Genomic DNA, 12,647 nt, shown 5'->3' on the forward strand with positions numbered 1-12,647 from the left:
GCTCTAGCCGACGTTCCATTCACAATGAATGGCGGTCCCTTGGTGTGTCTCATCTTCGTGAGACGTCAGTCCGAGTGAAGCGTTCCGATGCGTTAAGCCAAGTCCAGATGGCGCCAAACGAGCAAGACTACGCGTTATATTGCGTAGTTTCGCTCACTTGGGGGTGCGGACATTTTGTTAGACAGTTTCGGCTGCGGCCACATACGCTTCGGAACCCAAGGTGACCGTGCCTGTTCGTGTCACGCTGCTGGCCGTGGTGGTGGGTGCGGTTGCGTCATCAGTTCGGAAGAGACGCTCACGGTAAAGGCGCTGGCTGTCAAGTATGTGCCGACTCATGTGTCAACTGTCATTCACGTGGTGGTGTCAACGATGTGTCGACTCATGTGTCAACGATCATCAGGCTGTTCCAAACGCACATGGTGTCAACTATGTCCTGAAACCAGACACCTCTGGGCCCACATTGTGAAGTTCTCGGGACATCGTTCACTCGATGTCCCGAGAACTTTGTGTTTTGGTGCCTTTCCGTTACTCCACGTGCAACATCTCTCCGAGCTGACGGAAAATCGCCTTGTTTAAGCGGAAGCCCAGGTCTGCCTCAGCGATGACCGCTTCCTGTTGCTCCCTGCTCAGCGTTACCGCATCGAGCTTGGCCCTATAGTCGTCCTTGAACAGTTTCGGCTTGTTGATACCCGGGAAGCGCCACATGTTAAGTGCTTCATCTTCGATTCTGTAGTGCCTCTTGACCAGCTTTCCGATCGCCAGACCGCCTGAGAGGTCGCCTAGGTAGCGCAGGTAGTGATGCGCTAGTAACTGCTCTGGACTCACCTCAGACTGGAAGTGTTCAGCCAAGAAGCGTGTTGCTTCCAGAGCTACTGGAGGCTGGCGGTCCTCCCCAAGTAGGTAGTCGAGGTCATTATTGATCGCCTGAGTGCGAGCGAGTCCTGGGTGGTCGAAGAACGCAACAGTAGAGTCAGAGGGTGCAGCTTGCACAGCGGTTTCCAGCGCAGGGTAGAGGACCGCGTACTGTTCTAGCAACGCAATGTAGGCATGGCGATCGAGTCTTCCCGCCATGAGATCAACAATGAACTTTTCGGATTCGGCTTCACTGTGTTCCCGCTGCGTTTCCTTCCGCAGTCGCTGTGAGAACGACAGGGTTTCTGCGGCTGGGGTTGTGATAGTCATGTCTCCTCCACGAGGTGTTGTCCCGGTTATGGGATTTCTTACTTTTTTGTTTGGGGTTTAGGTCCAAGTACTGGGATCGAGTCCGATGTTTCTTCGTAGCAACCAGCCGATTCCGACGGTTGCTGCGATGCCTGTGGCCGCGGTTGCTCCTCCAAGCCACCAGGTTTTTGCATTGATGGTGCCCATTCCTTCGGAGCGGCGAGCCTCATATGCGGTTGCAGCGAACGCTGTTGTGTCTTCAACGTCTGCCGGCTGGGCGCTGGAGCTCTGCGGCCCGCCGCCGGGCCCTACAGCGCCTGGGACACCAACTCCTGGTTCGCCAACAGTGTTTCCGCCGGTCACAGTTGAACCTGGTCCGCCTGCCCCAGCTACGCTTTCACCGGGTTTTGCTGGTTCTGTAGCTGGCACCTGGAAGCTGTTGTCAAAGGCAATCGTCAGCGGCAGTGCGGGTTTGCGGGCGTCCGCAATTCCACCGGAGGAATACCAGTAGGAGCTCTGCCCGGTTTTGACGTTGAAGTCGACCCAGCTCTTAGGGAATGAACCCCATTCGGCTTCGGTTCGGTCCTGCGGTGTGTTGCCATCGCCGGCCCTGTAATCAACACCAAGGTAGTCGGGGGTGACGGTGAATCCTCCATCCTTCACGGCCTTGTTCACATCGAGCCCGGAGAAGGTCGCAAGCGTGATGGTTTCGGATTTCAGCTTCTCCCATTTTGACAGGTCTTCCATGTCTGCTCCGTAACCGGACGCGGTTCCCGTCAGTTCGCCCCTTCCGTCTTTTGTGACGGTGAGCTTCGGGTCGGATACGGACCAGTACGTCATCCCGGAGTAGAAGACGATTGTGAAACCGCCATCCCAGCTGGCAGTTATTTCACCGTCGTCGATGTTGATGCTTCCACCAGCAATGTTCAGCCGCGATTCGTGGTGCGAGTCCTTGTCGGCTGCCACGACTCGACCGCCATAGCGGTCATCGCACTTGTTCTGCCATGTTGCGGTGTGGAACTCTCCGGATACGTCTGGCTTTTCGATCTTTACGTTGCCGTCGGTAGGTTTGTACAGTTTTCCAGGTGCGTCCCAGACAACAGCACCCCCGTTGTCTGGGGACACGCCTGCGGACAGGAAGTTGCAAGTGCCGGGAGCAAACCCGCCGGCGCTGGTTTCCTTGTTGATCGCCCAGAACAAGGTTGCGTTTGATCCCGTCGGTGTTTCGGGCGGATTCTTCTCCTCTGTCGAGGTGCCGTCCGGTTTTTCCGTGTTGTCGTCCCCAGCATCGGGTTTCGGACTGGGTGCCGGTGGCTGCGGAGTAGCCGACGGCTGTTCGGGCATGACCGGAGTGCCTGTGAACGATACGCTCAGCGGACTGGGCTTTTTGCGCGCATCCGCGGCCCCGCCGGACGTGTACCAGTACTGGGTCTGGCCAGTCAGCACATTGAAGTCCACCCAACTCTTGGGGAACGAGCCCCAGCCTTCTTTTTCTTTGTTTTGGTCGGGCTGTCCACTGTCTACACCCTCGTAGTCAGGGGTGACGGTGAAGCCGTTTTCATCAAGTTCAACCGTGTTGTTCTTGAAGTCGGCGATGGTGCCTTCAACGGGCTTGAGCTTCTCCCACTTGGAAAGGTCGGCCATGTCGGCTCCGTAGCCGGAGAAGGTGCCGGTGAGCTTGCCCTTGCCGTTCTTCACTTCAAGCTTTGGGTTGCTCACCGACCAGTAGGTGTACCCGGAGTAGTACACCACGGTGAACGACCCTTCCCACTGGATGTTTCCAGTGTTAGTTGCGGTGTCTACTTCTCCCGTGCCACCGGAAAACTGGACGTAGTTTCCAGAGCTCACACCCGCGGTATTGACTCGTTTGCTGTCTGGGGTCTGGCATTTGTTGTCCCACGTGATCGGCTGCGTGCCGCCATCAGCGGTGGGGCGCAGAATCTTGACGTTGCCATCCTGGGCTTTGAACAGTCCGCGCTTTTCGGCGTCATTCGGCCACAGCGAGGATCCACCGTTGTCAGCCGCTACACCTGCGGAAAGGAAGTTGCATGAACCGGGTAGATAGGCTCCTGCTCCGGACTCTGCATTGATTCCCCACGTGAGCCCGGCGTCTGCGACTTTTAATTTCGACGAATCAGCTTCGGAAGTCCCAGACTCGCTGTTCGGTGATGCCAAGGCTGCTGTACCTATGAGTAGTCCTGTAGCGAACACCAGGATCAAGAATATTGTTCCAGCTGCCACCCATGTGACTATTAATCGCTTCATCGTGTTTCCTCCTGTGACTCTGCCCTACCGTCAACGATGCGCTCCATAACAAGTGTTGGAGCGTTTCCACTGCCTGCGTCGGCTGTTGCACCCTGGGAATGCATGTGCTTCCCTCTTGCTACTGGCTGCCGTGGCTGATCGCCGGAGGAGCTTTCTTTGTCTTCGATAAGTTCAAAGAATCGCATGGGTCCTCTTGATGTCTGATTTTGTGTGCTCGGTTGCTGTGTGTACGAGTATTGTTTGCTGATTACCGGGTGACGCATTCCGGAATCATGCATGTCAGCTCGTGCAATCTTGGTATCAACAGTTCTCTCGTATTTGCGCGTGCGAGCTTCTTGTTTCTCACGGAACTTCTGCAGTTTGCGTTCGCGCTTGTGCTCTGCCGCAATAGCGCGCTTAGCCCTGCGCGTGCGCACACGCTCCAGTGCTTCGGGGCTGACACCCAGAAGCAGCGATTTCACTGCCATGTAGGAACCGACTCCCACGGCCAGGGCAATCGCACAGATGGCGAGAACCACTCCGATCATCAGCAGAAACACCATGCGGTTGGCGTTCGTGTTGATCGCATCAACCTGATCGGGCTCCAGCAGGGGCCCTGAAGCCGGCTGCTGTCCACCCGCTGCTCCCGGTGCCGGTGTGGCGGTGGCGTCTGCGTTCTTCTGGTCTTTGTCGTCCTTCGAAGCATTGTCATTCGGTGCGGCTGCCTCACCGGTAGCACCGTTGTTTTGTGCCTGTTCGCCACCCGACTGACCAGCCGCTGCGGCAGCCGGGAACTCAATCGGCGTGAAGGTTTCGTTCTTGGCGTTCGACACACCGTGTGCGCCGATCGTGATGATGCCGCAGCGTTCACGCGTGCAATCAACATCAACCGGATTGCGGTCACGGTCATAGGACGTGAAGCGAGCTCCGGGAAGGATGATCTCGCCTGACCACGTGCCGTCGGCATTCAGCGTGCCGCCGTTGGCAGCGTGAGCTGTCGACGATCCTGGGAACGTGACGAACAGCTGATAGCCCACCGGATTCGATTCATCGTCATAGGCATAGCGCAGGTTCGTGCCCGTTTTGCCGCCCTTGCTTGGCTGCCACGTGCCTTCGGCAACACCGAACAGGACATAGATGCCGCCGAAGCCGTTCTGCACCGACTGGAAACCACTGCCGGAGAGTTTCAGGGTCGAGGTACCGTCAACAGAAGGCGTACCCGACACGGAAACCCGGGCGGCCGCCTCGGCAGGTTCGGGACTGACGGTGGCACCCGCAAACGCGCCCATGCCGCCGATGAGCACAGCGGCAACCGTGGCTACAAACCGCCGCAGACCAAGCCGCTTCTTCCGACTGCCCGCGGCGTGTCCAGGCTGATTCATGACATGTCCTTTCTGGGAGGGCGGACCGGCACCACGAGCGGTGAACCTGATACCGGATCGGTAAAAACAGTGACGGGATGGCCGTAAGCTTCACTGATCTTCTCGGCAGTCAGCACCTCTGCCGGTGTTCCTTCGGCTACTATGTGACCGCCGTTGAGCAGGGCAATTCGGTCCGCGTAGGCGCCAGCCAAGTCCAGGCTGTGCAGCACTACAACAACAGCAGAGCCGGTGGCCGCGTATTCACGCGCAATCGTCAGCACGAGTTCTTGGTGGCGGATGTCCATGGCCGCTGTGGGTTCGTCCAACAGAAGAATCGGGGCGGCCTGCGCAAGCACCCGGCCCAGAGCGGCTCGCGAACGTTCGCCACCTGACAGCGAGGTGAAAGTGCGGGAAGCAAAGCGGCCCGTGTCCGTGCGTTCCAGCACTGCGGACACGATTCGGTCGTCATCGGCTGCCGCCTGCGTCCGTTGCCACGGTGCGCGGCCCATTTCAACGACCTCGAGAACCGTGAAGGGGAACGAAACATCAACCTGTTGCAGCAGAACAGCCCTGCGCATAGCCAGTTCGCGGGTATTCCACGCATAGTGCGGATGGTCATAGATGGTCACGGCCCCAGAAGCTTCCTCGACATCGCCGGTAATGACACCCAACAGGGTGGATTTCCCGGCACCGTTGGGGCCGACAAGAGCCAGAACCTCGCCCGCCCGAACATTCAGGCAGGCCCCCTCGAGCACTTTCCTTTCACCGTCGTAGGACACAGTTACCTGATCTACCGACAACACGGTTGTTCCCGGGGTAGGGACTTCTGGCAGACGGTTCTCGCGACCGTAACGCAGCTTTTCGATCATGCCCAGCCGCCTGCCTCACGACGGCTGCGACGCAACAAGTAGAAGAAGTACGGGCCACCGATGAGCGCAGTGAGCATGCCGATCGGTAAGTCAGCAAATTCAATGAGCGTACGTGCAGCCAGATCAGCAAAGGTCAGCAGTGCCGCACCGCCGAAAACCGAGGCCGGTAGCAGTAGACGGTGGCCTGGCCCCAACAACATGCGCATCAGGTGCGGAACAACCAAGCCCACAAAGGCGATGATGCCGACGAACGCAACGGCCGCACTGACCAACAGAGCCGACAGGATCATCGCGTACAAGCGCAGACGCTCAACATCGACACCCAGGTGGCGGGCCGCCTTTTCTCCCAGCGACACCAAGTCCAGGCCCCGCGCCAAGAACGTAGTGAGACCAATTCCCACAACCACCAGCGGAACGACAATCGCAACCTGTTCCCACCGGCTGCCATTGAAGCTTCCCATCTGCCAAAACACGATCTGCTCACGAGCTTGCGTAGGAGCTTTGAACACGATGAAGGAAATGAGGGCACCGGAAATCGCATTGACCGCAACACCTGTGAGGATCAGGGTGACGACTTCCGTCCGGCCGTTCGACCGCGCCAACAGGTACACCACGATCGTCGTCACCAGACCACACACAAAAGCCAAGAACGGAACCGTGAACCCGCCCAAGAAGCTCAGGCCGTGCAAAAATGCAAACGACGCGCCCACCGCAGCACCCGAAGAGACGCCGATCGTGCCGGGCTCGGCCAGCGGATTTCCGAAGATTCCCTGCATAACCGCACCCGCTATAGCCAGGGCAGCGCCCACAAAAACGGTCAGAACGATCCGCGGGAAGCGCACTTCCCACAGAGCTTCAGCACCGAATTCGTGCGACGGGCCGGGCAACCAGCTAATGCCCACCGACTGCAGGACAGCGCCCACGACCTCCTTCGGCGGAATGTACAGCTGACCCAACATTGCCGACAGCAGTGTTCCGCCAAGTAGTAACACCGCCAAAGTCGTAAAGACGGTCGTTACCCGGCCAGCCGAAACCCTCCCGTAACTCTTCTCACTGTGCCTGCCCCCTGGAACCGGGGCGACAGGTGTCGAAGAAGTAGAACGAAAGCGGCGCCTCGTGCGTTGTTCCTCCAAAGGCGAACCGGCAAAAGGTGCAGGAGCATTGAATCGCTCGGCAGATCTGGAATGAGTAGTGCTCAAGAGTTCTCTCCTTAGGCGTCCGCTTCAGCGGACTCTTCCTGTGGGACGTAGGCGTATTCGGGGGCGTGGACCGCAGTGCCCAAGGCAGCGATGACCTCCGCAGTGCGGGGGCCGAAGCTCATCACCTCGTAGTCGCTCATGTCGACAATCCGACGGTTTTTGCCGGCGGGTGTCTGCGCAATGCCCGGCAGCTTGAGGGCTCCATCGATACTGCCGACGCTCTCCAGGCCCTTCGTCATGACCAAAATGACGTCTGGGGCCGCTTTCACAAGCGCCTCAGCGTTGGTTGGCGACATGCCGGAAAAGCCGACTTCGGTCGCAACATCGCGGGCGCCAATGGCCTGAATGAGGGAATCTGCGCCGGAGCCCTTGCCGAACCAGTAATAGATGTCGCCACGCAGATACAGGAACACCGTGCGTGGACGGTCGGCAGGGTTGTCCGGGGCAAGCGCATGGATTCTCTTTTCGGTTTCAGTAATTTCTTCATCCACGCGCTTAGCCAGTTGCTCACCCGCATCCTGCAGGCCAAGCGCCTTAGCAACCGCAACGATCTGCGGGCTAACACCCTGCACACCGTCCTCCGTCGCAGAAGGAATGAACACCACCGGAATGCCGGCATTGCGCAGCTGCAGTTGGACGTCGTAGGGGCCGATGGTCGAATCCGTTAGCACCAAGGTGGGTGCCAGATTGAGGATCGCCTCCGCGTTGAGTTCGTGCCCGTTCTGAGTGACCAGCGGAATCTCTTTTTGTCCCGGCATGAGTGATGACATCTGCGTAGAAACATCACGACCGATCAAATTGCAACCCAGGCCCAGGCCGACAACCGCGGCGGCCAAACCGCCGTTCTGGTTGACCGCCAGAATTCTCGAGGTGTCACGTACCGTCTGTTCGGGACCATCGTCCGAGGTGACGGTCACTGGGAGGGTTTGTTGCTGATTTGCGAAATCTGTAATCGGCCGGATTTCGGAGGCCCGGGTGTAGGCGGTAGTCGGGCCGTGGATCTTGCTGGCCGGTAGCTTCTTTGAGCTGGGAACATCCGGGATGTCCGGAAGTTGCGCCGCAGGGGTTGCCGGTGGGGGAACACACTCGTGGGAGTGAGCAGCATTGAGCGTGCCGATGTTGTGGAAACCGTTGTTCCACAGGAAAAGCCCAACTGCGAGCACCGCTGCGGTCACTGTCACACGGCGTTTGGTCCGGCGAGGTACACGCCACCTCGTGCGGTTGTACCAGGCTTTAACGTCGGGCTCTGTGTCCCGACGTTGAGCTCGAGATGTGATTTTCATTACATGTTTCTCCGTGCCAGTGCGTTGGACGCTTTAAGCGAACTATCACTGATCTGTGAATTGACTAACAGGTTACGTTCAACTAATGATAGCCTTACCTAAGTTAATTAGGTCAAATAACTATGTCGTAAAAGATTGCGAGCTGTATAGCGCCGCATCACGTTCAAAAGGAGAACCATGAAGTCATCATCAAGCGCGCCTTCGCGCTTTAGCTGGCGCGCCGGCGTGGCCGGAAGCGTGGCATTCGCGTTGGGAGGAGCCGGTCTGCTGTCCGCCCACCCCGCGCAGGCAGCAGAAGTCAATGTTTCCGACGCTGTCTTCAGCTGGGGTATCAACGCCGAATCCGGTGCGGGTGCTTATTACCCCGGCTCATGCAACTTCCTGTCCGCCGGTGTGTCTGGCGATGCGGGGAAGGCTGACGTATGGTCAAAGGAAGACGCGGAAGCTAAGAAGCTGTTCAGCCCGGAAGAGGGCAACGTCAAGATCCTGCGCCCCACCGCTGATGGCGGCACGCAGCCGATCACGTGGGACAACAAGTGCCAAACGCCTGAGGGCGAACGCGTCAACACGTATAACGGCGAGACGGCTAAGCGGTCGGGCAACTTCGTTGAGATCTCCGGTGGCAAGGGCACAATCGACGCTGAAACGAAGTCCGGCACCATCGAGTGGGAAGGTTCGTTCACGGTCGTGTACTATTCCGGGTTCACCTACTGGTCGGTCAGTAACCCGAAGCTCGAGGTGAAGAACGGCAAGGGCAAGATCACCGGAACTTTCTCCGGCTACGGAGCCGACATGGCAGACCTTTCCAAGTGGGAGAAGCTCAAGCCCGTTGAAGGCACGATCGCCGACTTCGGAAACAACAAGGTCGAGCTCGATGAAAATGGCTTCACCGTCACCCCTGACTACGAAGGTGTTGACAGCGGACAGCCCGACCAAAACAAAGAGAAAGACGGCTGGGGTTCATTCCCCAAGAGCTGGGTCGACTACAACGTACAGACCGGCCAGGCCCAGTACTGGTACTCCTCCGGCGGAGCTGCGGACCCACGCAAGAAACCCACTGCACTCACCGTAAAGTACAAGGCAGAAGAGCCTGAAGCGCAGGTCGATGAGGAGACGATTAAGAACACGACTAAAAGCACGCACTCTGTTTCTGACGAGGGCCTGGCGGTCAATGTGACCGGCAAAGGCTACAGCGTGTTACCCAAAGCCAGCACCGGCAAGGACGCCAACGGTGTCTACGTCGCAGTTGTCGACCGCAAGGTCAAGAACAGCGAAATCGAACTGTCGCGTCCGTCCGCTAAGGCAGCTTCTGCAGCAGAAAAGTCGTCCAAGGAACCTGTCACTGTTGAGTACATCCCCGGCAGCGCCATCAAGGACGGCAAGCTCAACGCTAAGGTGACCACAGTAGCAGACAAGCTGAACAAGGACACCGACTACGACACCGTCGTGTGGGTTGCTCACGGCAACCCGAACGACGAAACGGTTCTCCACCGCTCCAACATCAACCTCACCGACGAACAGAAGAACACGCTGTTCCCAGCCGAAGAGCCCCAGGACCCGGAACCGCAGGATCCGAAGGAACCGGAGGCTCCTGACACCCCGGACGACGGCGGCGACAAGCCAACGGAAACCGACACCACGGAACCCAAAGCACCCGGCACCCCGGACGACGGCGACAAGCCCAAGGAACCCGAAGCACCCGGCACCCCGGACGACGGCGGCGACAAGCCAACGGAAACCGACACCACGGAACCCGAAGCACCCGGCACCCCGGACGACGGCGACAAGCCCAAGGAACCCGAGGCTAAGGACCCTGAAGCCAAGGACCCAACGGAACCCGGCACCCCGGACGACGGCGACAAGCCCAAGGAACCCGAGGCTAAGGACCCTGAAGCCAAGGACCCCGAAGGGAACGAACCGGACGCTAAGGACCCCGAAGAGGCTCCTGAAGCAGGCGAAAACGACAAGGGCAAGCCGGAAGCCAAGGACCCTGAAGACCAGAAGCCCGATGCGGAAGCTCCTGGAGCTGACAAGCCCGGCACCTCGGGAACTTCAGGTTCTCACGAGAGCAACGCTAAGCCGAGCCCTACCGCTTCTAACTCACTGCCACGTACCGGTGGCACTAATCTGGCGATAGGAATAGCAGGAATCACATTGCTTGCTGTTGGTGCTGTCGCCATGACTATTTCCAGGCGTCGACCCTAAGTGGAAAGCTGACGATACTGGCGTGACTCTTCCCGGCCGGTCGGGCTTTAGCCCGGCCGGCCTTCCGCTTTTCATAAACAACGTGCGTTGCGGAATACTCTCATCACTCCAAGCAGAAATACCGGGCTCAATTCCGTGTGATACAACTCACTTTGAGATAACTTGTATAAATGCTGAGTAAGCATAGATAGGTTCCGAGAGCGTCACGTTCTCAACGTTGCCAGCGTGACGATTACGTTCCCGAGTTTTGGAGTTCACATGTCAGTTCTCACGCGGTCCGGTATTACCGCGCCCACAACCTATAACCGCTGGCTTATCCCGCCAGCAGCACTCGCCATCCACTTGTGCATCGGTCAGGTGTACGCGTTCTCCGTGTTCAAGATGCCACTCGTTGAGCACTTCAACACGGGTGAAGTGGCGGTTGGGTGGATCTTCTCCGTGGCAATCGCCATGCTCGGTATCTCATCGGCAATCGGTGGCACCTGGGTAGAGAAAGTGGGACCTCGCCTTTCCATGCTGGTCTCGGGCGCCTTCTGGGTCATCGGATTCCTTGTTGCATCCGACGGAATCACCACGGGTCAACTGTGGCTTGTGTACTTTGGTTACGGCTTTCTGGGCGGTATTGGCCTAGGAATCGGGTATATCGCTCCCGTTTCCACACTGATCAAGTGGTTCCCGGACCGTCCCGGCCTGGCAACCGGACTAGCCATCATGGGCTTCGGGGGTGGAGCGCTCATCGCTTCACCCATGTCTAACCAGCTCATGGTCGCATTTGGTGGGGGAGACGCGACTGAAAACTTGGTAGCCGGTGTGTTCCCGACCTTCCTCGTTCTCGCAGTCGTGTACGCCGTTGTGATTGCACTGGGCGCGTATGTGGTTCGTGTTCCACACCCCGACTGGAAACCACAGGGATGGGACCCAGCGTCCGTCAAAGCGAAATCGATGCAGACCACACGGCACGTCAGCGCACGCACAGCCATCACGACCCCTCAGTTCTGGCTGTTGTGGATCGTGCTCTTCACTAACGTGACCGCAGGTATCGGAATCCTGGAAAGCGCTTCACCAATGATCCAGGACTACTTCTCGCAGATCACGCCGGCTTCTGCAGCCGGGTACGTGGGGTTGCTGTCCTTGGCTAACATGGGTGGCCGATTCCTGTGGTCATCGGTATCCGACATCACCGGACGCAAATTCATCTACATTGTCTACTTGGGAGTGGGCGTTGGCCTCTACCTCTTAGTCGCGCTCATTGGTCACGGTTCCCTGATTCTGTTCATCTTGGCAACACTCGTGATCCTGTCCTTCTACGGAGGAGGATTCGCGACAATGCCCGCCTACCTGAAAGACATTTTTGGCACTATGCAAGTGGGTGCGATCCACGGCCGTCTACTCACCGCGTGGTCAGCCGCAGGAGTCGCCGGACCACTCATTGTGAACACGGTGCTCGAATCGCGTCGTAGCACGGGGGCTGAAGGCCCGGCTCTTTACCAGTTGAGCCTGCTCATCATGGTGGGAGTTTTGGTCGTCGGATTCATCGCGAACGCGCTCATGCGTCCCGTTGCCGAGAAGCACTACGCCAGTGACGAAGAGGTTGAGCGTCAGAATGCAAGTCACAACCTTAAGACAGGTAAAGACGGCGGTATTGCTGTCAACGTTGGTAACGCGCTACACACTGTAGCGGCGTGGGTCCTCACAGCGATCGTCACCGTGGGGCTCGGTTACGGTCTGGTCCAGATCGTGTTGAAATCACTCAAGCTGTTTATCTGACCCACGCACAAGCACAACGACACAGATACGGCGGTGCAACTCCTAATCGACGAGGCGTTGCACCGCCTTTTCGAAGTCCTCATCGCTGGAGGCACCCGCCGTACCGTACAGTTCGCGGTTTTGCTCAATCGCGACGAACCCAACCACAAACGAAACCAGACGCTCAAGGACAGCTGGGTACACCTCGGGAAAGGTGGCGCGCACCGCGCCCTGAAGAACCTGAGGCGTCACATCCTCACCTTTGAGCGCGAACGCCAACAAGAAAATCTCAGCGCCATCGCGGTATGACGCAAGGACGCGCCGCAAATGAACAGCCACCTGCGTGAACGTGTGCGGGGGAGCACCACACGCCTCATCTACCTGCTGTGACATCCTGCGCGCAACCAGAATAAAAACCTCCTGCTTATTGGCCACATGCCAATACAGGGCGGACGGTTGCACATCGAGTTCGCGAGCTAGACGACGCATTGACAAGTCGCCCAGCCCGAACTCGGACGCGATCTTCAACGCCGCGTCAGTAATGATGTCGGTGCTCAGAGCCATATCACTTAGCCTACG

10 protein-coding genes are annotated in these 12,647 nt (G+C 58.2%); 2 read left to right on the plus strand and 8 right to left on the minus strand.

Annotated elements, in window-relative coordinates:
- Window positions 1–177: 177 nt before the first annotated feature.
- The 7 genes from JOE56_RS00135 to JOE56_RS00165 all read right to left on the minus strand — a co-directional run bounded on the left by JOE56_RS00135 (window position 178) and on the right by JOE56_RS00165 (window position 8,015).
- The gene (locus JOE56_RS00135; RefSeq protein ID WP_204514304.1) at window positions 178–336 is read right to left on the minus strand and encodes a hypothetical protein; all 159 of its coding nucleotides are present in this window, start codon (window positions 334–336) and stop codon (window positions 178–180) included.
- A gap of 189 nt (window positions 337–525) precedes the next feature.
- The gene (locus JOE56_RS00140) at window positions 526–1,182 is read right to left on the minus strand and encodes a biliverdin-producing heme oxygenase (protein WP_204514305.1); all 657 of its coding nucleotides are present in this window, start codon (window positions 1,180–1,182) and stop codon (window positions 526–528) included.
- Window positions 1,183–1,239: 57 nt separating this feature from the next.
- Window positions 1,240–3,426: an HtaA domain-containing protein gene (locus JOE56_RS00145; protein ID WP_204514306.1), complete on the minus strand. Its 2,187-nt coding sequence runs from the start codon at window positions 3,424–3,426 to the stop codon at window positions 1,240–1,242.
- Window positions 3,423–4,787: a hypothetical protein gene (locus JOE56_RS00150; RefSeq protein ID WP_204514307.1), complete on the minus strand. Its 1,365-nt coding sequence runs from the start codon at window positions 4,785–4,787 to the stop codon at window positions 3,423–3,425. The genes JOE56_RS00145 and JOE56_RS00150 overlap by 4 nt, the downstream gene beginning before the upstream one ends.
- Entirely contained in the window at window positions 4,784–5,635 is an 852-nt protein-coding gene (locus JOE56_RS00155) for a heme ABC transporter ATP-binding protein (RefSeq protein ID WP_204514308.1), read from the minus strand. Before JOE56_RS00155 ends, JOE56_RS00150 begins: the two co-directional genes overlap by 4 nt.
- Complete coding sequence (locus JOE56_RS00160; protein ID WP_204514309.1) at window positions 5,632–6,633, minus strand: FecCD family ABC transporter permease; 1,002 nt, start codon at window positions 6,631–6,633, stop codon at window positions 5,632–5,634. The genes JOE56_RS00155 and JOE56_RS00160 overlap by 4 nt, the downstream gene beginning before the upstream one ends.
- Before the next feature lie 212 nt (window positions 6,634–6,845).
- Window positions 6,846–8,015: a heme/hemin ABC transporter substrate-binding protein gene (locus JOE56_RS00165; RefSeq protein ID WP_293877282.1), complete on the minus strand. Its 1,170-nt coding sequence runs from the start codon at window positions 8,013–8,015 to the stop codon at window positions 6,846–6,848.
- 279 nt (window positions 8,016–8,294) lie between these two features.
- On the opposite strand from JOE56_RS00165, the gene JOE56_RS00170 reads away from it, so the two are divergent.
- Both JOE56_RS00170 and JOE56_RS00175 read left to right on the plus strand, forming a co-directional pair.
- Complete coding sequence (locus JOE56_RS00170; protein WP_204514311.1) at window positions 8,295–10,322, plus strand: HtaA domain-containing protein; 2,028 nt, start codon at window positions 8,295–8,297, stop codon at window positions 10,320–10,322.
- 258 nt (window positions 10,323–10,580) lie between these two features.
- On the plus strand, window positions 10,581–12,089 hold the full coding sequence (locus JOE56_RS00175; protein ID WP_204514312.1) for an OFA family MFS transporter: 1,509 nt from the start codon (window positions 10,581–10,583) through the stop codon (window positions 12,087–12,089).
- 42 nt (window positions 12,090–12,131) lie between these two features.
- On the opposite strand, the gene JOE56_RS00180 is transcribed toward JOE56_RS00175, so the two are convergent.
- Complete coding sequence (locus tag JOE56_RS00180; protein ID WP_204514313.1) at window positions 12,132–12,632, minus strand: TetR family transcriptional regulator; 501 nt, start codon at window positions 12,630–12,632, stop codon at window positions 12,132–12,134.
- Between the last annotated feature and the right edge of the window lie 15 nt (window positions 12,633–12,647).

The sequence above is a fragment of the Brevibacterium paucivorans genome, from assembly GCF_016907735.1.
GTDB classification, from domain to species: Bacteria; Actinomycetota; Actinomycetes; order Actinomycetales; family Brevibacteriaceae; genus Brevibacterium; species Brevibacterium paucivorans.